Source organism: Acinetobacter sp. WCHAc060033 (genome assembly GCF_004209125.1).
In the GTDB taxonomy this organism is placed as follows: Bacteria; Pseudomonadota; Gammaproteobacteria; order Pseudomonadales; family Moraxellaceae; genus Acinetobacter; species Acinetobacter wuhouensis.
Map to the genome: position 1 here is coordinate 25,364 of NZ_SGSW01000022.1, position 25,119 is coordinate 50,482.

General features: G+C 40.5%; 22 protein-coding genes. 7 read left to right on the plus strand and 15 right to left on the minus strand.

Going from position 1 to position 25,119, the window contains the following annotated elements; all coding sequences use genetic code 11:
- Positions 1–76 precede the first annotated feature (76 nt).
- The 12 genes from EXE10_RS11370 to paaA all read right to left on the minus strand — a co-directional run bounded on the left by EXE10_RS11370 (position 77) and on the right by paaA (position 11,621).
- Entirely contained in the window at positions 77–673 is a 597-nt protein-coding gene (locus EXE10_RS11370; RefSeq protein ID WP_130113440.1) for a DapH/DapD/GlmU-related protein, read from the minus strand.
- A gap of 349 nt (positions 674–1,022) precedes the next feature.
- Positions 1,023–1,964, minus strand: coding sequence for a PaaX family transcriptional regulator C-terminal domain-containing protein (locus EXE10_RS11375; protein ID WP_087552548.1), 942 nt, complete (start codon positions 1,962–1,964; stop codon positions 1,023–1,025).
- Positions 1,965–2,022: 58 nt separating this feature from the next.
- Entirely contained in the window at positions 2,023–3,333 is a 1,311-nt protein-coding gene (gene paaK, locus EXE10_RS11380; protein WP_087552547.1) for a phenylacetate--CoA ligase PaaK, read from the minus strand.
- A gap of 79 nt (positions 3,334–3,412) precedes the next feature.
- A complete protein-coding gene (gene pcaF / locus EXE10_RS11385; RefSeq protein WP_130113441.1) occupies positions 3,413–4,624 on the minus strand; it encodes a 3-oxoadipyl-CoA thiolase in 1,212 nt (403 codons plus the stop codon).
- A gap of 12 nt (positions 4,625–4,636) precedes the next feature.
- The gene (locus tag EXE10_RS11390; RefSeq protein ID WP_130113442.1) at positions 4,637–6,202 is read right to left on the minus strand and encodes a 3-hydroxyacyl-CoA dehydrogenase; all 1,566 of its coding nucleotides are present in this window, start codon (positions 6,200–6,202) and stop codon (positions 4,637–4,639) included.
- Positions 6,203–6,204: 2 nt separating this feature from the next.
- Positions 6,205–6,996 carry a 2-(1,2-epoxy-1,2-dihydrophenyl)acetyl-CoA isomerase PaaG gene (gene paaG, locus EXE10_RS11395; RefSeq protein ID WP_130113443.1) on the minus strand — a complete coding sequence of 264 codons (792 nt, stop codon included), beginning with the start codon at positions 6,994–6,996 and terminating at the stop codon, positions 6,205–6,207.
- Positions 6,996–7,766 (minus strand): enoyl-CoA hydratase-related protein, encoded by a 771-nt coding sequence (locus EXE10_RS11400; protein ID WP_130113444.1) that lies wholly within the window; start codon positions 7,764–7,766, stop codon positions 6,996–6,998. Before EXE10_RS11400 ends, paaG begins: the two co-directional genes overlap by 1 nt.
- A gap of 162 nt (positions 7,767–7,928) precedes the next feature.
- On the minus strand, positions 7,929–8,987 hold the full coding sequence (gene paaE / locus EXE10_RS11405) for a 1,2-phenylacetyl-CoA epoxidase subunit PaaE (protein WP_130113445.1): 1,059 nt from the start codon (positions 8,985–8,987) through the stop codon (positions 7,929–7,931).
- A gap of 40 nt (positions 8,988–9,027) precedes the next feature.
- Positions 9,028–9,528: a 1,2-phenylacetyl-CoA epoxidase subunit PaaD gene (paaD, locus tag EXE10_RS11410; protein WP_087552542.1), complete on the minus strand. Its 501-nt coding sequence runs from the start codon at positions 9,526–9,528 to the stop codon at positions 9,028–9,030.
- Between the two features lie 26 nt (positions 9,529–9,554).
- Positions 9,555–10,310, minus strand: coding sequence for a 1,2-phenylacetyl-CoA epoxidase subunit PaaC (paaC, locus tag EXE10_RS11415; RefSeq protein ID WP_130113446.1), 756 nt, complete (start codon positions 10,308–10,310; stop codon positions 9,555–9,557).
- 11 nt (positions 10,311–10,321) lie between these two features.
- Positions 10,322–10,612 carry a 1,2-phenylacetyl-CoA epoxidase subunit PaaB gene (paaB, locus tag EXE10_RS11420; RefSeq protein ID WP_068975398.1) on the minus strand — a complete coding sequence of 97 codons (291 nt, stop codon included), beginning with the start codon at positions 10,610–10,612 and terminating at the stop codon, positions 10,322–10,324.
- A 67-nt stretch (positions 10,613–10,679) separates the two neighbouring features.
- Positions 10,680–11,621: a 1,2-phenylacetyl-CoA epoxidase subunit PaaA gene (gene paaA, locus EXE10_RS11425; protein ID WP_068975399.1), complete on the minus strand. Its 942-nt coding sequence runs from the start codon at positions 11,619–11,621 to the stop codon at positions 10,680–10,682.
- Positions 11,622–11,881: 260 nt separating this feature from the next.
- Here paaA and paaZ point away from each other — a divergent pair, with 260 nt between their 5' ends.
- The 7 genes from paaZ to EXE10_RS11460 all read left to right on the plus strand — a co-directional run bounded on the left by paaZ (position 11,882) and on the right by EXE10_RS11460 (position 21,138).
- Entirely contained in the window at positions 11,882–13,996 is a 2,115-nt protein-coding gene (gene paaZ / locus EXE10_RS11430) for a phenylacetic acid degradation bifunctional protein PaaZ (protein ID WP_130113447.1), read from the plus strand.
- 413 nt (positions 13,997–14,409) lie between these two features.
- Positions 14,410–15,111: a CoA transferase subunit A gene (locus EXE10_RS11435; protein ID WP_130113448.1), complete on the plus strand. Its 702-nt coding sequence runs from the start codon at positions 14,410–14,412 to the stop codon at positions 15,109–15,111.
- A gap of 11 nt (positions 15,112–15,122) precedes the next feature.
- Positions 15,123–15,776 carry a 3-oxoacid CoA-transferase subunit B gene (locus tag EXE10_RS11440; protein ID WP_068975402.1) on the plus strand — a complete coding sequence of 218 codons (654 nt, stop codon included), beginning with the start codon at positions 15,123–15,125 and terminating at the stop codon, positions 15,774–15,776.
- Between the two features lie 681 nt (positions 15,777–16,457).
- Complete coding sequence (locus tag EXE10_RS11445) at positions 16,458–17,828, plus strand: MFS transporter (protein WP_130113449.1); 1,371 nt, start codon at positions 16,458–16,460, stop codon at positions 17,826–17,828.
- A 20-nt stretch (positions 17,829–17,848) separates the two neighbouring features.
- Positions 17,849–19,090, plus strand: a complete 1,242-nt coding sequence (locus tag EXE10_RS11450; RefSeq protein WP_130113450.1) for an OprD family outer membrane porin — start codon at positions 17,849–17,851, stop codon at positions 19,088–19,090.
- Between the two features lie 225 nt (positions 19,091–19,315).
- Positions 19,316–20,260 (plus strand): ABC transporter permease, encoded by a 945-nt coding sequence (locus tag EXE10_RS11455; RefSeq protein WP_130113451.1) that lies wholly within the window; start codon positions 19,316–19,318, stop codon positions 20,258–20,260.
- Positions 20,260–21,138, plus strand: a complete 879-nt coding sequence (locus EXE10_RS11460; RefSeq protein WP_130113452.1) for an ABC transporter ATP-binding protein — start codon at positions 20,260–20,262, stop codon at positions 21,136–21,138. Before EXE10_RS11455 ends, EXE10_RS11460 begins: the two co-directional genes overlap by 1 nt.
- A 696-nt stretch (positions 21,139–21,834) precedes the next feature.
- Here EXE10_RS11460 and EXE10_RS11465 read toward each other — a convergent pair.
- The 3 genes from EXE10_RS11465 to EXE10_RS11475 are packed head-to-tail and all read right to left on the minus strand — an operon-like array spanning position 21,835 to position 25,116.
- Complete coding sequence (locus EXE10_RS11465) at positions 21,835–22,857, minus strand: ABC transporter substrate-binding protein (protein WP_130113453.1); 1,023 nt, start codon at positions 22,855–22,857, stop codon at positions 21,835–21,837.
- Positions 22,854–24,689, minus strand: coding sequence for an allophanate hydrolase (gene atzF, locus EXE10_RS11470; protein WP_130113454.1), 1,836 nt, complete (start codon positions 24,687–24,689; stop codon positions 22,854–22,856). The genes EXE10_RS11465 and atzF overlap by 4 nt, the downstream gene beginning before the upstream one ends.
- Complete coding sequence (locus EXE10_RS11475; RefSeq protein ID WP_130113455.1) at positions 24,682–25,116, minus strand: CopG family ribbon-helix-helix protein; 435 nt, start codon at positions 25,114–25,116, stop codon at positions 24,682–24,684. The genes atzF and EXE10_RS11475 overlap by 8 nt, the downstream gene beginning before the upstream one ends.
- Between the last annotated feature and the right edge of the window lie 3 nt (positions 25,117–25,119).

Consider the following 25,119-nt stretch of genomic DNA (forward strand, 5'->3'; position numbering starts at 1 on the left):
AGATTTGCTCAGCAGTATGAGATCAAGTCTTCCTCAACTTGAATAATGGCGATGAACTGTACAGATAATTTTTAATTCAGTTATTTTTTGTCTGATGCTGCCCACCAAAAACTTCATGCGTTAAACGCCCTGCTTGTACTTCTGTATGCGGTTCAACTTCTTGCAAAGTATTTAAACAACGCTGTGCCAAATGGATATATTCCTCAGTCCCTTTGCTTTTCCACGCAATTTCTTTGGCTTCCAAATCACGAATCACTTTTGCAGGACTACCCAAAGCTAAAACATTGGCAGGAATGATCGCTTTGGCTTTGACGGTACTATTTGCCCCAATAATAGTATTTTCACCAATTTCAGCATAATCCAAAATCACGCTGTTCATTCCTACTAAAACATTTTTGCCAATTTGACAGCCATGTAAAATCGCAGCATGTCCGATATGTCCATATTCTTCCACAACGGTCACGCTATTGGGGAATCCATGAATCACGCAGTTATCTTGTACATTTGCATTTTTCTTGATGTGAATGCCACCAAAATCAGCACGTAAGGATGCAAAAGGTCCGATATATACGCCTTCTTCGATGATCACATCACCAATTAAGACTGCTGTGGGGTGTACATAAGCTTTGGGGCTGACGACAGGAATCACACCATCAATTGCATAACAGGTCATATTTTAGTCCTTTGCATTAGTATTATATTTTTAAGTGCAGTTGTTTCTCTACAACATCAAAAACATATTTTTAATATCGATACGCGATAACGTCATCCGCAACTGTTTGAGGCAGGACTACTTTTGTTAAGTATTGTTTTTGCAATGCAATTAATCAATATTCGGTAGTCGACGAGTTTTGCGGATGACAATGGTTTTGCCTACTTTTTCCGAAAAAAAAGTAGGCCGAGCCGAAGGCTAATCTTAAAATTAATTTTTTTGATGTAAGACACCGCCGTGTAATTTGTGAATACAATGTAGATCTAATTTAAATTTAGTCCCTAATCGCAGTTAGATACATTATTTCTAATCAAACAGCTAACTCTTCCTGCTTTAAACCACCAAAACGTTTATAAAATTGCGGATGCAATGGTGGCATTGCCCCTTCAGAAGTTCGTGCAAACTCCATAAAGAATTCTTCACCGCTCGACACCACCAATTGATACAAATTACTGCTCAAATTACGGGCATTTAACGACAACCAATTGGAAGGTAATAATTCCGATGGCAAATCAGGATCTTTGAGCAAAATACGGCGATATTGATGAATCAATAAAATCCGAATTTGAAACGCCTGAACTGCATCTAAATCATCGGCATTTTCAACAATATTCATAAACTCACGGAAGTCTTTGATAAATTTGTCATAACGGGCATGTAACTCCGCCACCGACCAATTGGTTTCCACCATCCGTTTAACTGTTGGATAAGATTCTTGCCAAAGTTGTAAAGTTTCAGCTTTGAAAATCACCACTTGATCGGTCATTTTCAGATTGAGCAATAAATTTTGCAGTTTTAAATGATCACAGCCCGGATATGCCATCACATTACTTGCGATATTGGCAAATCCTAACCATTCCAACTCTTTCTTTAACACCAATTTATTTTCAAGATCAACTGAACTGAGCAGTACCAAGTCCCATTTTTGATCCCATTCGATATGGTTGAAATTATAAATTTTAGCATCCGCTTGTACAAAACGTTGTCGACTCGTTTCAGTCACTCGATAGTAGCTGGTGCGCCCGATTTTCTCGGACACCAACCAACCATTTTGCACCAAACGAAACACCGCAGTCCGCACCGAACGTTCATTGAATCCAAACACATCCATCAATTGAATCAGACTTGCAAGACTGATAATCCCACCATGATGATAAACGCAATCACCAAATACCGTCATGATCAAAGACGTGCCACTCAGCGCTTCTTTGCCAATAAAATCATCAATTGCCTGTTTGAGTTTTGGATTCATATCGTTTCACTATTACCTTATATTTTTCAACCCATTCTATGCAGCATCAGCGTATCCACTAAGCAGACTTACAGTGTTCCTGAACAACATGTCGAATGTCAAATACACGTTGTGCTTTGCCTTCTGAACGTGGCAATGTGCCTTCCTGTAGAATTTCAACACTGACTGAAATTCCCACCATGGTCTTGATCTGACTTTTCAGTTGTGTCGCCAATTGTTGGGTTAAATCAGGATGAATATCTTGACGCATTTCAGTACGAATATGCAATGTATCTAAATGACCTTGCTTACAAATTTGAATTTCATAATTCGGCAAAAGTTGCGGAATATGTAAAATTTGTTCTTCGATCTGCGTTGGGAACACATTTACCCCACGGATAATCATCATATCATCACTGCGACCGACAATTTTATCCATGCGGCGCATTGGACGAGCAGTTCCTGCCAATAGTCGGGTTAAGTCACGGGTACGATAACGAATCACAGGCATCCCTTCTTTGGTAATGGTGGTGAATACTAATTCGCCTAACTCACCATCTGCCAATACTTCACCTGTTTCAGGGTTGATGATTTCAGGATAAAAATGATCTTCCCAAATGGTTGGACCATCTTTACTTTCAAGACATTCCATCGCCACACCCGGTCCCATCACTTCCGATAAACCGTAAATGTCCAATGCATTGATACCAAAGCGATCTTCAATCTCTTTACGCATTTCATTGGTCCATGGCTCAGCACCAAATACGCCTGTTTTGATTGAGCATTTTGCCGTACCAAATTTTTTCTCTAAGGCTTCAATGATATTTAGACAGTAGGATGGCGTGACCATCAAAGCAGTTGGTTTAAAATCATTGATTAATTGCGCTTGTTTGTCAGTTTGCCCACCTGACATTGGAATCACAGTTGCGCCTAAACGCTCAACACCATAATGCGCACCTAAACCACCTGTAAATAAGCCATAACCATAAGACACTTGAATGGTATCTTTATTGCTTAATCCTGCGGCACGGAGTGAACGTGCGACCACATCTGCCCAAATGTTAATATCATTTTGCGTATAACCCACCACTGTTGGCTGACCTGTGGTACCCGAGGAAGCATGGACACGGACAATCTGCTCTTGTGGCACAGCAAACATGCCAAAAGGATAGTTATCACGTAAATCTTTTTTTGTGGTAAATGGAAATTTGGCTAAATCTTCTAAGCTTTTTAAATCATCAGGATGCACACCTGCATCATCAAATTTCTTTTTATACACGCTACTGTTGTCATAAGCATGTTGCAAAGTCTTTTTCAGACGTTGTAATTGCACACTGCGTAATTCATCAATAGATGCCGTTTCGATTTGTTCCAAAGCATTATTATTCATCTTATTTCTCCTTGAACAGCCATCCTTTGGCTGTCATTTACAATCCTGTTGTGTCTTAACTTTTAATCCATAAAAAAGCTTAAGCGACATTTTCCAAAATCAGCGCTACACCTTGCCCAACACCGACACACATGGTGCAAAGTGCGTATTTCCCTTGACGACGTTTGAGTTCATGCATGGCAGTGATGACCAAACGTGTTCCACTCATACCAAGCGGGTGTCCTAGTGCAATTGCACCGCCGTTTGGATTGACCCGTGCATCATCGTCTTTTAAACCTAACTCACGCATTACTGCCAAAGACTGTGCTGCAAAAGCTTCATTCAACTCAATCACATCCATTTGATCCAAACTTAAACCTGAAAGTTTCAAGACTTTTTGCACCGCAGGTACAGGACCGATGCCCATATATTTGGCTTCTACACCCGCACTTGCAATCGCAATCACTTTGGCAAGCGGTTCTAAGCCATTGTCTTTGGCAAAATTCTCACTCGTCAAAAGCACACATGCTGCACCATCATTGACACCCGATGCATTGCCCGCAGTCACCGAACCGCCTTCTTTACGAAATGGCGCTTTTAACTTTGCCAATGCTTCAAGTGTGGTATCTGCACGTGGATGTTCATCCTCAGTCACTTGAACCGTATTTTTCTTACGATCCATAATATTTACAGGCAAGATTTCTGCTTTAAAAATACCACTTTGCTGCGCTTTTGCGGTTTTTTGTTGGCTGTTTAATGCAAATAAATCTTGATCTGCACGACTGATTTGATATTTTTCAGCCACATTTTCAGCCGTTTCAGGCATGCTATCCACACCAAAATTGGCTTTGAATTTTGGATTGATAAAACGCCAACCGATGGTGGTGTCATAAATACTTGGGGTACGGCTAAATGCAGCTTCAGGTTTCGACTGTACAAATGGCGCACGGCTCATCGACTCCACACCACCTGCCAAGACAAATTGCGCCTCACCTGATTTAATCGCACGGGCTGCCAAACCAACAGCATCCAAGCCCGAAGCACATAGACGATTTACGGTAATTGCAGGAACAGCATCAGGTAAGCCCGCCAATAATGCAGCCATACGTGCCACATTACGGTTATCTTCGCCTGCTTGATTGGCACAGCCTAAAATCACTTCATCCAACTGTTCCCAAGGTAAATCAGGGTGTTGCTGTTTTAAATATTCAATTGGCAACGCTGCCAAATCATCAGCACGAATGCTGCTCAACGCACCTGCATAGCGACCGATCGGGGTACGAATTGCATCACAAATAAATACCTGTTCCATTATTCTTCTCCCTTAGCCTGCTTGTTTTAGTGTTTGAGCTTCCGCTTCTTCATCTGTGTGATGAATAGATTGCAGTGCGACTTTTTTACGTAAATATAAGCTTGGACGATAACGTTCCTCGCCATAGATCCGGTATAAATTTTCAAGCGTATTTAGAATTTGTGTATAACCGATTTGAGTCGCCCATTGGAATGGGCCTTTCGGGTAATTCACACCATATTTCATTGCCGAATCAATATCTTGTTCTGTGGCAATATCATGTAAAACCGCTTCACAGCCTTCATTCACCAACATTGCAATGCTACGCATCACAAATAAAGCAGGATGATCTTTCACCCAAATACTTGTCACGCCCAATGTTGCAAAAAGTTGGCTGACTTTTTCACGATCAGTCGTTGTGCATAATGGCGAAGCGGTTAAAACCACAGCCTTAGCCATTGCCCAATCAGCTTGCCAATCCATCAACACCACTTTTTCATGGGTATGATCAATGTCTACAGACTGCCCTTGACTGAGTTGGATGGTAATGTCATCCAAACGAAGCAGTTCATGATCTGCAATTGCATTGGAAATATGAATATTATCCGCATTTTTCAGGCGTTGAATTAGACCTGTGTCATGCGCCCACTCACCAACAACCTGTAGATTGAATGTTGCAGATTGAACAGCAGAAAGGTCAGCTAAATGATAGCTTGGTGTACGTTCTGCCTGATGATAATCATAAAAACCTTGTTGGCTTTTACGACCATAGCAACCTGCATCAACCAATTCTTTTTGGATCAACGATGGACGATAGCGTGGCTCATAGAAAAATTCTTGATAGACACTTTGCGTCACTGAAAAATTCACATCTTGCCCAATTAAATCCGTCAATTCACATGGCCCCATGGCAAAATGACCACATTCACGCAAAATATAATCAAGCTGTTCAGGCGTTGTGACATTTTCCTGCAATGCACGAAACGCTTCCGCATAATATGGACGTGCAACACGGTTCACGATGAATCCCGGTGTCGATTTTGCTGTCACAGGAACTTTTTTCCATGCTTGCATCAAGCTGAATAATGACTGTGCAATCTGTTCTGAGGTTTTTAAACCACGGATAATTTCCACCAATTTCATCACAGGTGCAGGGTTAAAGAAGTGCAAACCCACCACACGTTCAGGATGTGGAATCACCGAAGCAATTGCAGTGATTGAAATCGAAGATGTATTTGAAGCGAAAATAGTCTGTTCTGAACATATCTCAGCAAGCTGTTTGAATAAACTTTGTTTAACTTCTTTCTTTTCCACCACAGCTTCAACGATCAAATCTGCAACCGAAAGCTGTTGAAGCTCTGCAACGATTTGAATATTGCCAAGTGTAGAATCAACCACGGCTTGGGTCATTTTTCCCAATTGCACACGTTTTTCAAGTTGTACTTTTAATTGTGCAAATGCAGCATTGGCTTTTTCAACATCCAAATCAAATACATAAGTTGTATGACCGTGCATGGCTGCGAGTTGGGCAATGCCCATTCCCATTGTCCCTGCACCAATCACAGCGACTTTTGCTTGCTGTAAATTGAGGTTTTGCATGATCAGCATCCTCTAAATTCAGGAGTACGTTTTTGCATAAATGCTTGTACGCCTTCTTTATAGTCACTTGAACGCCCTGCCAAACGTTGTAAATCACGTTCTAAAATCAGTTGTTCATCCAAATTATTGTCTGCTGCGGCATTGATGGCTTTTTTGATCAGTGACAATCCATAAGTCGGTTGGGTTGCCAAATGTTCCGCCATTTTTGCAGCTTCAGTTTTCAATTCTTCATCTGCAACACATTGCCAAATCATGCCCAATTGCACCGCTTTTTCAGCAGGGATTTTATCGCCCAACATCGCAAGTCCCATCGCTTGAGCACGACCAACCAAACGTGGCAAGAACCATGTACCACCTGAGTCGGGCACTAAACCTAAGCGACAAAATGCTTGGATAAATGAAGCCGATTGCGCTGCAATCACCACATCACACGCTAAAGCAATATTTGCGCCTGCACCTGCTGCCACACCATTTACCGCACAAATCACGGGTTTTGGCATTTCCGTAATCAATTTAATCAATGGGTTATAATATTTTTCAATCGAAAGACCCAAGTCAGGTGCATCCGCATTTGGATCAACCACACGGTCACCCAAATCTTGCCCTGCACAAAAACCACGACCTTCCGCAGAGATCACCACCGCACGAATGTTTGAATCTTTAGCCCATGCTTTCAGCGTTTGTGACACTTCCTGATGCATGGTTTCATTAAAGCTATTGAGCTGTTTTGGACGGTTAAACGTTAAATAACCGACTGCTTTCTTTTCTTCTGCAATAATTGTTTGGTAATCCATCACACACCTCTAAAATTTGGTTGTCTTTTTTCTAAAAATGCATTGATGCCTTCTTGGCGATCTTGGGTCGCTGCAAGCCAAACAAAATGCTGACGTTCTTGCTTCAAGCCTTGGCTTAAAGTCACTTCATGAATAGATTTCAAAGATTGTTTAATGACACGGATCGCAAGTGGTGCTTGCTTGGCAATTTTTTCTGCAAGTTCAATCGCATATTGCACGGTTAATTGGGTCGGGCAAATTTGACTTGTGATGCCATGTTGCAATGCGGTTTGCGCTGAAATTCGCTCACCTGTCATCGCCCAACGCATGGTCAGTTGTTGCCCCACCGAACGTGCTAAACGCTGTGTGCCACCTGCCCCCGGCAACATCCCCAAACCAATTTCAGGTAAAGCAAATTGTGCATTTTCACCTGTCAGTACGATGTCACCATGTAAAGCCAACTCAAAGCCTGCGCCAAAGGCAAAGCCATTGACTGCAACAATGATCGGTTTGGAAAACTCATCAATCTGTTTCCATAACAATGGACGTTGATCTTGTTGAATTGACACCACATCCAAGGCTGCAAGTTCATTTAAATCTGCACCCGCAGCGAAACAGCTTTCATTGCCGGTAATCACCACGGTTTTAATGTTTGAATCTGCATCCACACTTTTCAGTAAAGTCACAAGTTCTTGTAATGTGTCATTATTCAAAGCGTTGCGCTTTTCAGGGCGATTCAGTTCGATCAGCATCACGCCTGATTTCACCTGTTGGCTTTTTAAGAATTCCATCTTATTGCTCCACTTGATGTTTTGATTTGATTTTTATTAGAGTTTTTCAATTTCTAAAATATCAAATCCTGATTCATCAAAACTGTATTCATCAATGTTCTGTTTTTACACGCTGTTTTAAGTTCTAAATTTCAATCTCGTGATTGAATTTTAGAACCTATTTTAATCATCAAAGCTAATGCGCACATTTGGCGTTACAGGACGTGCCTGACAACTGAGTACATAACCACGTTCAACTTCTTCGGGCTCTAAGCTGTAGTTGATCGCCATGTCGACCTGACCTTCCAAAACTTTACATTTACAGGTTGCGCACACACCACCTTTACATGCGTATGGCAAATCTGCACCTGCACGAAGCGCTGCATCTAAAATACTGTCATCTTCTTTCGATACTTCAATGATCAACTCACGTCCATCAAGTACGATATTCACTTTTTCTTCATTACGGCTTTCGATCTGTTCCGCAGTGGCTTTTTTCGCTGTCCCTGTATTAAAACGTTCAGTGTGAATTTTGCTGCGCGCAATACCAAGTTCAGGCAATACGGTTTCAATCGCATCCATCATTTCATCAGGACCACAGGCAAAACAGTGATCAAAATCTGCATTGATCAAATCCGCCTTGAATAATGACTGTAATTTTTCAGCATCAATACGACCATTAAATAAAGCACTGTCATTCATTTCACGAGAAAAAACATTCACCAACTGAAAACGATTTTTAAAACGATCTTTCAAATCCATAATTTGCTCAGCAAACATGGTTTGTTTCCAAGTACGGTTGCCATAAATCAAAGTAAAATTGGCATCTTCCTGTTGCAATAACACAGTTTTGACAATGGATAAAATCGGAGTAATACCACTGCCTGCGGCAAAGCCAAGATAATTTTTACCACCGACTTTGGCAGCTTTTTGGAAGAACACGCCTTGTGGTGGCATGACTTCAAGCTGATCGCCTGCTTTTAAATTGTCATTTGCCCAATTTGAAAATTGACCTTGATCAATTTTTTTAATGGCAATGCTCATGTCTTCATTGTGATCACTGCAAATCGAGTAACAACGGCGAATTTCACCTGCATCAGTTAAATGACGAATGGTGAGATGTTGCCCTGCTTGATATTGAAAATCAGCTTGTAATTCAGGGCTGACATCAAATGCAATACAAATTGCCTGCTCAGTTTGAGGCGTAATTGATTTAATGGTTAATGGTATAAATTGACTCATTTGAAAATCCCTCTTTCTGTTTGACTATGAAAATACGCTGTTAAATACATTTAAAATAGTCAAATGGTTCTAAGCAGTCTTTGCATTGATATAAGGCTTTGCATGCAGTCGAACTAAATTCACTTAATAATTTGGTGTGTACGCTGTGGCAATGAGGGCATTCAATGCCATCGGTCAATGCCACATGAGTACCACAGCTATGCGCTTCGCCCTTTGGCGGTGCGATGCCATATTTTTTCAATTTGTCTTTGCCGTTTTGGCTCATCCAATCAGTTGTCCACGCTTCGGATAAATCCACCACCACATTGACAGGGGTAAGTTGATGCTGTGTAAATGCTTGTTCAATTTCAGCTTTTAATACATCTGTTGCAGGGCATCCGCTATAAGTTGGTGTCAGTCGAACCACAAGTTCATTGTCCTGATTGAATTCCACACCACGAATCATGCCCAAATCCACCACAGACAAAACAGGGATTTCAGGATCAGAAATTTGTGCCAAAACATCCCAACATTGATCAGTACATTGTCGAATTAAATTCATGGAACTTGCTCCTTGTTCTGACAGAATTACCAATTCATATTTGGATAACTACGTTGCATAGATTGCATTTCAGCCAAAACATAGCCCAAATGTTCAGTATGCAAACCTTGTTTTGCACCACGGCGATACGCACCCAATTCAGGAATGTTCAAGCCATAATGCGCAGCTTCTGCATTTACAACGTCTAGCCACTGTGCTTTTAACAGCGTGATATTTGGAATCACACCATCTTGTACCAATTGCTGTTCATCTGCGCTGAGATCAAAAAGCTCTTCGGTAAAACGCCACAATTCATTTAAACCATTTTGGGTTCTTTCATGCGCTTCTGCTGTACCGAGACTTAAACGCTCCATCCAAGCGGTTGAAAAACGTAAGTGATATTTCACTTCACGCAAAGACTTGATAGCAAAGGCACGTAATTCCGCATGGTTGCTATTACTTAAAGCGGCGAAGAGTAAATGGTGATAATGATCCATTAACCATTGACGGACGATGGTTTGCGCAAAGTCGCCGTTTGGTTGTTCACAAAGCAATAAATTGCGATATTCACGTTCAGTGCGGAAAAAAGCCAATTGATCTTCATCACGACCTAGACCCTCGACTTCACCTGCAAGGCTCAGCACAGTACGAGCTTGACCAAGTAAATCCAAACCAATATTGGCAAGTGCAATATCAAGCTCCAATTCAGGCGCATGACCACACCACTCCGCCAAACGGTGCGATAAAATCAGTTGGCTGTCTGCCAAATGCAAAAGATATTGAGAAAATACTGAATGATTCATTTGCCTACTCCTTACATGTGCTCAATGCCATCAGGGATATGGTAAAAAGTCGGATGACGATAAACCTTATCCAAAGCAGGATCGAAAAATTCTTCTTTTTCCTCAGGTTGTGAGCAAGTGATCAGCTCAGATTTCACCACCCAAATGCTGATCCCTTCATTACGACGGGTATAGACATCACGGGCATTTTGCAAGGCAATTTCAGCATCAGGCGCACGTAAGCTACCCACATGACGATGACTTAAACCTTGTTTACTACGTACAAATACTTCGAATAACGACCAATTGTTTTTATTGTTCATGAGAGAAGCCTTCCTGAAATTTAAAACGATAATGAACCAATGTGCTGTGGATTAAGAGTGCTGTGAATTAAGCGACTTTTGCAGTTTCATCAGCTTGTTGCTTTTGTGCATACACTGCTGCTGAATCACGCACCCATTTTCCGCCTTCCCACGCTTTGCGACGTGCTTCGATACGCTCATGGTTGCAAGGACCTTTACCTGCAAGGATGTCATTGAACTCATCCCAATTGATTGGACCTGACTCGTAATGCCCTGTTTCTTCATTAAAACGAAGATCAGGATCAGGTACAGTCAAACCCAACATGTGTACTTGTGGCACAGTGTTATCAACAAATTTTTGGCGTAATGCATCATTGCTGAATAATTTGATTTTCCACTGCATGCTTTGCGCACTGTTTGGAGAATTGTCATCACTTGGACCAAACATCATTTGCACAGGCCACCAAAAACGATTGACCGCATCTTGCGCCATTTGTTTTTGCTCAGGTGTCCCATTTGCAAGTTGCATCATCGCCTCAAAACCCTGACGTTGATGGAAACTTTCTTCTTTACAGACACGAACCATGGCACGTGCATAAGGACCATAAGAGGTACGACACAATGCCACCTGATTCACGATCGCAGCACCATCGACCAACCAACCGATTGCGGCAACATCTGCCCAAGACAGCGTTGGATAGTTGAAAATTGAAGAATATTTCATACGACCTGCGATGAGTTTATCCATCATGTCGTCACGATCTGCACCCAAAGTTTCAGCCGCACTATATAAATACAAAGCATGCCCTGCTTCATCTTGCACTTTTGCCAACAATACTGCTTTACGTTTCAAACTTGGCGCACGTGTAATCCAATTGCCCTCAGGTAACATGCCAACTACTTCTGAGTGTGCATGTTGTCCGATTTGGCGAATTAAAGTTTTACGGTATGCATCAGGCATCCAATCTTTTGGTTCGATTGAAATGTCCTTTTCAAGCGCTTGATCAAAATCTTGTTGATGATTTTTCATTGTGTCCTCACTTATCCCAAGTGTTTATGAGATTCAAAGTAAAACGATACGAATAAAAAATCAATACTATTTTATATGTATCATATTAAAATTTTCAGCAAAATTCATTAACCTACTGTATTTCAATAATATTAATTTTTAAATATTTGTTGTTACAGCATTTTAATGGAAAAATATTTGACAATTTAAAAATAAAGGAACAAATTATGAATCATCAAAATTAAAAATTTATGTAAAACGTATCATAAAAGGAGTTAGCCATGCTTGAGCTAGATGCAGGATCAAATCCAACCGAGCACAATGCAGATCACGATGCTTCCACACAAGCATCTGACGTGAAAAAATTAAGTTCTTTGGTTTATGGACAGAACTTTATTGCACAAAATGAGTTCCGTACTGTTTACCATGCCATTACAGGTGATGCGATTTATCAAGTCAGCAGCCAAGGCATCGACACCAAAGCTATTGTTGAGTTTGCAAAAAGCAAAGGTTCAGCGATTGCTAATCTGACGTTCCATGAACGTGCCAATGCTTTAAAACAAGTGGCGCAATATCTACTTGAACGCAAAGAAAATTATTATGAACTTGCCAAAGCAACAGGCTGTACCCGTAAAGATGCTTGGATTGATGTCGAAGGCGGAATCGGTACTTTATTTGCCTACTCAAGTTTAGTCCGCCGTGAACTGAGCGATGAAACTGCATTGGTTGAAGATGCATGGATTCCATTGTCAAAAAATGGCACCTTTGGCGCAAAACATATCCTTAGCCCGAAAGCAGGTGTTGCAGTACACATTGACGCTTTTAACTTCCCAATTTGGGGAATGTTAGAAAAAATCGCACCGACACTTTTGGCAGGTGTACCTTGTATCGTTAAACCTGCGACTGAAGGCGCAGAAATGACCCATGCTGTAGTTGCTGATATTTTGGCAAGTGGCTTCTTACCTGAAGGTGCTTTACAGCTGATCTGTGGTCAGACTTATGATTTATTTGAACATTTAAATGCACAAGATACGGTAACCTTTACAGGTTCAGCCTCTACAGGTCAGAAATTACGTGCGCATCCGCATTTAAATCAATATTCAATTCCATTCAGCATGGAAGCGGATTCGGTGAATAGTGCGATCTTGACTGAACAAGCCAATGACGAAACTATCGACCTATTTGTACGTGAAGTTTTCCGTGAAATGACCACCAAATCAGGTCAAAAATGTACTGCGATCCGCCGTGCTTTTGTTCCTGCAAATTTATTGGATACGGTACAAAGCCGTTTGGTTGTGAAGCTACAGAAAGTCGTGGTCGGTAATCCTGAACTTGAAAATGTCACCATGGGTGCATTGGCAAGTGTTAAACAAAAACACGATGTGGCTGAAAGAGTTGAACAACTCAGCCAAGATGCTGAAATTGTTTTCGGTAGCCATTTACGTCAAGACTTTAACATTGTTGCAGAACACCCTGAAAATGGTGCGTTCTATCCGCCAACAGTTTTAGTGTGTAAATCACCTAATGAAGCGCAAGCCATTCACCAAGTTGAAGCATTTGGTCCTGTCGTCACCTTGATGCCTTATCACAATCTTGCCGAATTGGCTCAGTTAGTGGCAAAAGGTGAAGGTAGTTTAGTTGCATCTGTAGTTCGCAATGCGGATGAAAATGTTGAACAAATCATTGCCAAAATCGCACCATGGCATGGTCGTGTACATGTCCTTGATGCTGAAAATGCCAAAGAAAGTACAGGTCATGGTTCACCACTTCCATTGCTTGTGCATGGCGGTCCGGGACGTGCAGGTGGCGGTGAAGAATTGGGCGGTTTACGTGCAGTAAAACATTATATGCAACGTACTGCGATTCAAGGCTCACCAAATGCGATGACCCAAATCGGACACAGTTGGACGATTGGTTCGCAAGTGTTTGAAGATCGTGTTCATCCGTTCAAAAAATCCTTTGATGAACTGCGTGTAGGTGAGCGTTTATTGACAGCTCGTCGTACGGTGACTGAAGCAGATATTGTGAATTTTGCCTGTTTAAGTGGCGACCATTTCTATGCACATATGGACAAAATCGCTGCGGCAGATTCCCTGTTCGGTGATCGTGTTGCGCATGGTTACTTTATCGTTTCGGCAGCGGCAGGTTTATTTGTCGATGCTGCACCGGGACCTGTAATTGCCAACTATGGTATGGACAATTTACGTTTTGTCGAACCTGTGAAAATTGGTGACACCATTCAAGTTGAACTGACTTGTAAGCAAAAAACACCGAAACCATTGCGCGATCCTGAACAAAAACCGCATGGCGTAGTGGTTTGGGACATTAAAGTCAAAAACCAACGCAATGAATTGGTCGCAACTTACGACATTTTAACCCTCGTAAATCGTGACTAGGTTTTTTGTTCATTAATAAGTTTTATTATGACCGATATGGATACGCGCTAACGTCATCCGCAACTGTTTGAGGCAGGACTACATAGACAAGTTAATGTTTCTGCGAACTATCAATCAAATGGTGGTAGTTGGCGAGTTTTGCGGATGACAATGGTTTTGCCTACTTTTCCCGAAAGAAAAGTAGGTCGAACCGAAGGTTAATCCTGAAATTAAAACTATTGATGTAAGACACCTTCAAATAGCCTTAAAGCTGTTAAAAAAGCGCATTTTTTTAACTTCGGAGCATCAATAAATATGCTTATTTAATTAAATTTTCCATCCTTTTAAAGGTAAAGAAATTTCAATTCACAGCACCATTGATAAAAGACACCTTTCCAAATATGGATTTTGGAGCATCATTGAAGGATTTCAAAATGAATAAAGTCTATCCAAATAGTCAGGCAGCACTGTTTGATATTGTTCAGGACAATATGCTGATTGCTGTCGGTGGTTTCGGTTTATGTGGCATTCCTGAGTTACTTATTCAAACCTTACGTGACTCCAATGCCCAACAACTGACCTGTATTAGTAATAATGCAGGCATCGACGGCATCGGTTTAAGCCTACTCCTTGAATCACGCCAAGTGAAAAAAATGATTTCATCATACATTGGCGGAAACAAAGAATTTGAACGCCAATACCTCGCAGGTGAACTCGAAGTCGAACTCACTCCACAAGGTACATTGGCTGAAAAATTACGTGCCGCAGGCGCAGGTATCCCCGCTTTTTATACCAAAACAGGTGTAGGAACAGCGGTACAAGAAGGCAAAGAAGTCCGTAACTTTAAAGGGCAAAACTACCTACTTGAAGAAGCATTAAATGCTGATCTTGCTTTGGTAAAAGCCTACAAAGCGGATAAAGCAGGCAACTTAGTGTTCCGCAAAACTGCCCGCAATATCAATCCCGACTGTGCGATGGCTGCCAAACTCACCATCGTAGAAGTAGAAGAATTGGTCGAAATTGGAGAATTAGATCCTGATGACATTCACCTCCCCGGTATTTATGTCGATCGTATTGTGGTCAATCCAAATCCAAACAAACACATTGAAATTCGAACCGTCAAAAGTGCTGCATAAGGAATACGCTCATGGCTTGGACACAAGAACAAATGGCACAACGTGCTGCACAAGAGTTACACGATGGCGATTATGTCAATTTAGGCATCGGTTTACCGACATTGGTGGCGAATTATATCGACCCTGAACTGCATATTTGGCTGCAATCTGAAAATGGTTTATTGGGCATTGGCGAATTTCCGCTTGAAGAACAAGTCGATGCAGATTTGATCAATGCAGGCAAACAAACCGTCACTACTAAATCAGGCGCATCATTTTTCTCAAGCTCAGACTCATTTGCCATGATCCGAGGTGGTCATGTCGATGTGGCAATTTTGGGTGCGATGCAAGTGTCTAAAACAGGCGATATTGCCAATTGGATGATTCCGGGACATAAAGTCAAAGGCATGGGTGGCGCAATGGACTTGGTCGCAGGCGCTAAAAAAATTGTGGTGATGATGCAGCATTGCAATAAAAATGGTGAAGCCAAAATTTTAGATCAATGCACACTCCCCTTAACAGGACAAGGCGTGGTCAGCCGAATCATCAGCAATTATGGTGTATTTGATATTATTGACAATACAGTACGTATTGTTGAACTTGCGCCTGACATCAGTCTTGAAGAAGTCATTCAAGCCACAGGTACAACTTTAATTTATGACGAAACTACGTTAGATGCTGCTTAGTTTCTTGATGTTACTAATTATCGCTAAAATTAAAAATAAAAGGTGGAATAAGGGTATTCAAAATACAACCTCTCCCTAGCCCTCACTTACGCCTCATTTTAAAGCAGTGCTTTAAAACTTGCTCAGGAGATAGAACTCTTAATAATGGAAGTCCCTTCTCCCTTTGGGAGAAGGTTAGGATGAGGGAGATTCAGTAATCTTATCCTCTTGCGGAGTTAGCTCCTAAAGGGAGAATGAACTTCATTACTCATTATTGAACTATGATTGACGTACACACCAATGCGATGTATTAAAACCACATCCATTTCCTCCCCTAGATAAAAGACCTTTTATCTAGGCTTTTTTGCGATTAAAACAATAAAACATGATACACTTTTAAATATTAAAAATTATTTTTACATTATATTATTTTGAATAAACAACACTTTTCAATAAATTTAAAATTGTAAATTATTGATATATATTTTTTATTTAGAAATAAAATTCAATAAAACAAAGTTCATAAATTTATTTAAAAGATACAATTTTAAATAAATATTATTTAAGGTGTATCTTTTTAAAAATTATTAAGCATAATTAAATGAATTGATTCATGACGAATCATGGCGACAAGGATATGGTTCCAATCAAAAACTAAAAAATAGATTGAAGCCGCTCGCACAAGACAAAAAAGGAAATGCTATGGAAAATTCTCAAGTAGAACTGCACAGCCCGACGCTTGCATTACCCCATGCGTCACGTACCCGTAAAATCGCAATGGCAACCATCGTGGGCACTACCATCGAATGGTACGACTACTTTATCTATGCCGCAGTTGCAGGCTTAGTCTTCAATCAACTGTTCTTTAAACCTGCAGGACCTGTCTTTGCAACCCTATTGGTTTTTGCATCGGTGGGAATCAGTTTCATTTTCCGTCCTTTTGGTGCATTCATCGCAGGCTATTTCGGCGATAAATTTGGACGTAAAACCGTACTTGCCATCACCTTGATCATGATGGGCGGTACCACAACTTTGATTGGTCTATTACCGACCTATGACAGCATCGGCATTGCTGCACCGATCATTTTGATTTTACTGCGAATCTTACAAGGCATCTCCGCAGGTGGTGAATGGGGCGGCGCTGTGTTGATGGCAGTTGAACATGCACCGACTGAAAAACGTGGTCTATTCAGCTCGTTCCCTCAACTTGGCGTTCCACTTGGTTTATTGCTTGCGTCTTTGGTACTCGTGATCATGACAGGCTATGTATCACCGGGTGAAGAATTTATGGCATGGGGTTGGCGTATTCCATTCCTATTGAGTATTTTACTGTTCGCTTTGGGTTATTGGATTCGTCGTTCAGTCGAAGAAAGCCCGATTTTTGAAGAATTAAAGCAAAAAGGTACGACTCAAAAACCAATCCGTGAATTATTTGGTCAATACAAAAAAGTTATTTTCAGTTCAGCATTGTTGATCGCAGGAACAACTGCACTAGGCTATATGACTGCGGGTGGTTTCATCCAAAGCTTTACCACCAATCCAAAAGGTTTAAACCTCGACCGCCCTACTATTCTTGGTTTAGTCAGTATTTCAGCGGTAATTTGGACATTCTTCACGTGGTTATCAGCGGTACTGTCTGACAAATTTGGACGTAAACCGATTTATATCGTGGGTTCAATCATCCAAGTCATTACTGCACTTGCTCTATTTCCACTGATCAGTACAGGTAACTACGGCTTGATCATGTTGGGCTTGGCACTTTTATCCATGGGTATCGGTATCACCTACGGCGTACAAGCAGTTTTCTACTCAGAACTGTTCCCTGCTTCGATTCGTTTCTCAGGTATTTCAATTACCTATGCGATTGGTTCGATCATCGGTGGTGCATTTGCCCCACTCATTGCAGCAGCACTCATTGGCAAAGTAAATGGAATTTATTTGGTCAGTGCTTATTTGACTGTGATGTCGGTGATTGCATTCCTTGCGATTTGTATTTTCAAAGATCGTACAGGCATCGCACTCGAACCTGATGCGGAAGACGTTCAAAAACAATCTCCTTTCATTTGGAAATAAACTTAAGTCAAGGATGCCTTATGTTAAAAAAACGCTCATTTTCAACACTTTTTTCCGCACTGATGCTGATCAATGGCTGTGCCATGATGCAACAACTCCATGCGGAAGATGAATGGAAATTCACCCTAAAAAATGCCTATATCGATCGTAATTTTGATCAGTCAAATGTCAAAGATACAGGCAGTTGGTCGCAAGGTGCGTCATTATTTTACACTTCAAAATTTCATGACACACCGCTACAAATTTTAGATCAGCCGATCCAAATCGGTGTCGATGGTTCGGTGCAATATGCAGTCCGCCTTAGCAACGATAAGCATGTGGATGATACGGTGTTGCCTTTTGACCCAATCAAAAAAGAACAAGCCGATGATTATTTAAAATACGGTGGCACACTGAAACTGAAATATGATCAGGCAGAACTGCGTGTTGGGGAATTGTGGCTGAATTTACCGATGACCACCGTCGACACAAGTCGTCAGCTACTCACCACCTATCAAGGGGTAAATTTAAAATTTCCTGTGATGGATAAATTAAAAGTTGAACTTGGACATGTCACTCGTAATTCACCACGGAATAAAGAAGATTTCTATAAATTTTCTTATACGCAAAATGGTGTAAAACACTATTCAGATGGCTTGGACTACATCAACTTTGTCTATGATGTAAATAAAGATTTAAATGTGAATTACTACTATGGGCATTTGGATAATTTATATGACAAGCATTATTTAGGTGTTGAACATAAATATCCGATTGCCGAAAATATCGCACTACATTCCAAGTTGCGCTATTTTAATTCACAGGACAATAGCAGTGCATTAGACATCGACAGTCAAAACATCGGCTTATTGGAAACGATAAAAGTAAAAAATCATAGTATTGGCGTGGGCTATCAGCAGATCGTGGGCGATGCCTACCCTTTACCGGATGGTTTTTTACCTGAGTTATATTTTATCAATTGGAATGTCACTGGCTTTTTCAAGAAAAATGAGAAATCTTGGCATTTCATCTATGGTTATGATTTTAAAGACTATGTACCTGGTCTGACGAGTACTGCCAAATATGCCATGGGCGATGATATTAAAATGGCAAATGGGCAGAAAAATAAGGAATCTGAGTTTAACTTATTTACAAGTTATACCTTCCAACAACCGATGCTCAAAGGTTTTTCAATACAACATTTATTTGCCAAATATGATCAAGATCATGGCAATGACTTTGTGGAAAATCGTTTCTTTATCAATTATCAACGTAAGTTTTAAGTCGATGTAAAATATGAGCAACTGCATCAACAAGATGTTGTAAATCAGTTGCTCATAAAAACTCAACTTTCATCAGTTATGAAAATTTTCACTTTAGAACATAAATAATTCATTCATCAGCAAACGCATCATCAATCTCACTCTGTAGCCTTATGGCACTCATTTTGCTTAACAAATATTACGTTTTTAAAGATTCGTAATATTCAAGCGAAATAGGGGGCAAAAATGGGCAAAATCACAATGGATGTTAGAAAAAGGCACAAGCTTTTACTTAGCTTTTGTTCTTTTCTCATTCCGATTCTAATTTGGTGTGCTGTCAGTTATTTACCTTTTATTTGGCATCCTCAAGTACAAATCACCAACTCCGGCAGTGTCGCATATTTACAAGTTGGCAGTCAGGTTGATAAAAATGTGTACTACAGCGAAGCACAAAATGCCGTAGATCAGCATGCAGCTCCACCTCAAGGTATCCTTGTCAACCCAATATATTTACCTGCACCGCATGAGGTCGCAAAAGCTTTGGTGACGGCATTTATCACACCACCCGAACAACCTGACACGCCTTGGTTTCATCAAAGTCTATGGCATAGTATCAAAATTGTATTCCTAGCATTTTTTATTTCATCAATCATCGGCATTCCACTTGGTATCCTCTGCGGTTTTTCTCAAAAAATATCCCTACTCACCGAACCCTTTGTTGAGTTTTTCCGTTACTTACCTGCACCTGCATTTGGTGCGCTCGCTGTGGCAATTTTAGGTATCAATGACGCACCGAAAATCGCCATCATTGTTATTGGGACTTTATTTCAACAAATTTTAATCATCGCCAACACCACCCGAATGGTTGATAAAAGTTTGATCGAAGCGGGTTATACCTTGGGAACCAATAAATTGAAGAGTTTATTTAATGTCGTTATTCCTGCTGCCCTGCCTGATATTTATCGTGATTTGCGTGTTCTACTTGGTTGGGCGTGGACATATTTGATTGTCTCAGAATTGATCGGGACAACATCGGGGATTACATGGTTTATCACCCAACAAGCACGTTACCAAAACTTTGACAATGTCTATGCAGCCATCCTGATTATTGGTGTGATTGGTCTTGTGTGTGATTTGATTTTAATGAAATTCGGCGAGCGCGTGTTCGCATGGAAAGCAGGAGTAAAATAATGAATAATTCAACATTTAATGCACATGAATACTTTCAAAAAATCTATGCACGTCCTGTTCTTTTAGAAGCCAAAAAACTCAGCCAAGTGTTTAAACATGGCAAAACTGAACGCACTATTTTAAATCAGCTTGATTTGAAAATTCATAAACGTGAATTTATTTGTGTGATTGGCCCATCGGGCTGTGGAAAATCCACACTTAGTCGTATCGTTGCAGGATTAGATCCCTATAGTCATGGTGAACTGATTGTGGATGGCGAGTTAATCAAAGGTCCCAGTCCTGAACGGGGTATGGTATTCCAAGGCTATACCCTTTTTCCGTGGAAAACAGTCAAAGAAAATGTCATGTTTGGTCCACTCATGAAAGGTGCGAGTAACCCTTCCGCAGAAGCAGCTGCACGAGAATGGATCAATCTCATTGGTTTGGAAAAATACGAAAATCAATATCCGCATCAACTGTCAGGAGGAATGAAACAACGTGTCGCTATTGCACGGGCATTGGTCAATGAACCTAAAATATTATTGATGGATGAACCTTTTGGTGCGCTTGATCCACATACCCGTCAGAAAATGCAAAAGCACTTAATGGATCTTTGGCAAAATATTGATATTACAATTATTTTCGTTACTCACGATATGGATGAAGCCATTTTACTTGCTGATCGAATTGTTGCGTTAAAAGCCAATCCTGGTGAAATCAAAGAAATCATCGAAGTGCATTTACCTCGCCCTCGAACTCCTGAATTAATGCAGACACCTGAGTTTAAAAAATTGCGTGAACGTGTGGATGACTTAGTTCATGCACAAGATGATGAGGTTGATCCTGCATTGGAAGATTTACCGAAAATTCCGCTGATGACTTCAGTCAATGAAGATTAAGATTCTATTCAAACCAATATAATTTTTCGATAAATCAATTTCTTACCAATTTTATAAAGGCTTATTCAATCATCCATGATGAATAAGCCCTATCTAAGCCCTAAAAACTCAATATTTAAATAAGAATGAGAACCACGAATATTGTTCGTTTTCGGTTGATCTATATTAGACCTCTTGCGTTAATCAAATAATAAGCAAACATTAAATCCAAATATTAATCTAAAAAGTATCAGGAGTTCCTTCTCTTGCGCCATATATGGCTCAGGGATGAGGAAGTAACTCCGCAAAAGGATGAGGGGATTTTTTTAAAGAAAACCTCTCCCTCTTGCGAAACTATGTTTCTCATCCTGCCAAGAGAGGGAACCTCCATTTTTAGCTCATTCACTTTGGAAATCACTTTCGCAAGAGGTCTATTTTCAAATAAAATAGCATCTTAGCAATGAAAAGCTCTATTCAATTAAGTGATACATTTTCATCAATCAAGACTAAAATTTATCATCATTCATATTCTAAGCATTAGTTTTGCCACGAAAACTACGAAATATAAATACAGTATTTTTAAATTGTTTTAGTTCTTTCTTTTAAAGGTTAGCTTCTGTTTAGTTTTTATCGATTTCAATTCTTAACAAGCAAAAAGCCTGAATCTTGAAAGATTTCAGGCTTTTATATTATGTCATCAAGACGGTTTTATGGAGATCATTTTAACGCTTGAATCAATGTTGGATAAATCAAGCCATCTACGTTCTGTTCCGCTTTATAGATGCCATTTTCAACATTGAATTTATTGACATGGTAGGACGAACCGTAGATTGAATCAAAACCAGTACCTTTGGAAAAGACTTTTTGGTTGGCTTCAAGATCCAGTAAATGTGTACCATCCACCATAGACTCATACTGTTTTGGATCAACCCCAGAACGTGCAGCCATAATTTTTATAGCATCACCACGGGTTGCAGGGTCATTGATGTATTTAACGGTTTTGTCCCAAACTTGAAGTAACTTTTTCCATTCCTCTTGATGTGCGGTTAAATGACTCATGTTCACAGTTAATGTGTCATAAATTAACCCAGGTTTATCTTTTGAGGAGTAAATAATTTTAGCTCCTGAAACTGCCTTCAGTGCTTGACTTGCCACAGGTTGCCAAACTGCAATCGCAGAGACATCAGGACTTGAAAATACTTGGGGTAATTGATTGGTTGTAGAGTTGACCAATTTAACATCCGTTGCGGAAATTTTTTGATCTGACAATGTGGTTGCCAATAACAAATGATCGACCAAACCTTTTTCAACCCCGACTGATTTCCCTTTTAAGTCTTGGATTGAATTAATCCCTGCTTTGGCAATAATCACATCATTGCCTGCGGAATAGTCCGTTGCCAAAATCATCATGCCTTGTGTACCACCAGAAGCAGTCACAAGATTATCGCCATTAGTTACAAATACAGCATCCAATTGGTTTGCGGAAAATGCGGAGAGTGAAGCTGAATAATCAAACCATTTAAAATCGACATTTAGTCCTGCTTCTTTTAGCCAACCTTTCTCGATTGCGACCTGCCAAGCCACCCATCCAGGCCAGTCACTATAGCCAATCGTGATCGGTTTGCGCTCTACTGATGCTTTGCTACCGTCCTTCGCTTCAGGAATTTTTGCCGTGTTATCGCAACCACTGAACAAGATTGTAGAAACAATCGATGCAGATAAGAGTGCCTTTTTAATCATGATGTAACTCCCCCACTTTTTGTTGAATTTGATGTTGCATTATTTTGCTTTAATGACTGAATATAACTGCGCCAACCACCAAAATGACTGATATCGATTGCTTCATTGATGGCATAATTCTCACAAATGAAGCCTTTTACCCATGAGCCATCTTCGAGCTGTACATTGCCGATCCCAAGCGGTGCAGGGACTTCAGCGACAATTGCACCAAAATTAGCAAGTGGAACATCCCATACTTCAAGTTCGATACTTTGACCCTGCGCATCACATTGCAGTCCAGGTTTCTGTGGTGTGGTATTTTTTAGCGCATAAAGTTTATAGTTTGCCGCACTCTTGGTTTTCTTTAGCAAAGTCGCTAAACGTGTGGTCAATTGAAAATTTAAAGGCATACCCGTTAAATGAGCACCGACTACAGCCAATTTCACTGAATTATTGGATTGAATTTCGCGTGTTTTTTGATAGTTTTGCTCTGATGTTCCAAGTGTTAATGCTGTTTCTGCTTGCCATTTTTGCGCAAAATTTGCCAAAGCTTGATCGTGCCAAGCAGGTGCAATAAAGGTTACGCCACTTGGCAATCCGTCAGCTCGAATGACATTGGGCAAGGCGATTGCTGATAAATCGGCAAAATTGACGAAATTGGTATATGCCCCCATGTGTGAATTTTTCACAATAGGATCAGCTTCAACATCCACAATTTTATAAATTGTTGGTGCAGTTGGTACCATCAATGCATCATACGGCGTTAGGGCTAAATTGATTTTTCGAGCCAATTCCGCACGATGATATTCAGCTTGTAGCGCATCGGTTGCTTTAAATTTATCTGCTTGTGCAATGATCTGTGCAATCACAGGATGTGCTTGATCACGTGTAATTAATTTCTCTACAGCAACTGTCCGTTCAGCAACCCAAGCATCATTGTAGAGCGCCTGAGCAAGTTGATTAAAATCTGTAAAATCAATTTCTTCAACCTGATAACCCAGTGTTTTTACACGCTCAATCGCAATTGAAAATGCTTTTTCAGTTTCAACATCGCCATAAAACTCAAGTTGTTTCGGGACAGCTATTTTGCCTTTGGAAAATTGTGTCGGTACATTGGCTGGATGCGTCCGTGAATATTCATCTGCATCATCATATCCTTGCATGATGTCTGCCACTGTCCACGCATCGTCTGCTGTTAGGGCAAATATTGATATCACATCAATAGTTCGGCATGCAGGAATTAATCCAGTCGTAGAAAACCAGCCCTTTGTTGGCTTTAATCCCACGATATTGTTATGTCCTGCGGGTACACGCCCTGAACCTGCGGTGTCTGTGCCTAAACTGAATGGAACAACACCTTTGGCAACCGTAACCGATGAACCTGAACTTGATCCGCCACTGATATATTCAGGATTGAAACTATTTTTCACTGCACCATAAGGTGAGCGCACACCAACCAATCCTGTCGCAAATTGGTCAAGGTTGGTTTTGCCGATGACAATCGCCCCTGCTTTTTTGAGTTTGGCGACAACTGTTGCATCCGTAGTTGCTAAATATTCTGCCTCTTTACATGCAGCAGTCGTATGAAATCCTGCAACATCTATATTGTCTTTGACTGCAAATGGCACACCGTAGAGTGGTAAATCTGCACTATCTTGATTTTTTAATTGATCTATTTGTGTTTGAAGCTGTGCTGTAGATGCAATCTCAATCCAGGCATGATCCTCATTGCTAATAGATTTTACATAATCAAATAAATCCTCCAGTTTGATTTGCTTATTTTCATAAGCATTTTCCCAATCTTGGATCGTCCATAGCTGTTTCACACGCTTACTCCTTATTCGTTCAATCATTTTGTGGAATGGGCGGCATCACGGCATCCATCAGTTCAAGATGCCCTTTGATCACGCCTTTTAATGCGATAAATTGTTGGCTGATATGCCGAAGTTCAGAACTTGCCCCTTGCATCAGCATGACTTGTAATATTTTCTGTTGATCCAGTTGTATATGTAGTGAACTAATCACTTGTGCTAAAAACTGCTGTTGTAAATCAATCAGTTGATTGCGAAGTTGTATGTGTTCAACCTCATAAAGCAGTATCAATGTTCCGACCATCACTGCATTTGTGTGTTCTTGCGCTGCAATCAAATGCCGATTGATCATATCCACGATTGCTTGTGATCGGCTTTCGTAGTGTTGATCGACAATTTTTTGGTCAAGTGCATTGAGTGTGGTTTCAGGCACAGTGACACTGATCCGTGCCAATTTTGTTTTAGGCACGGT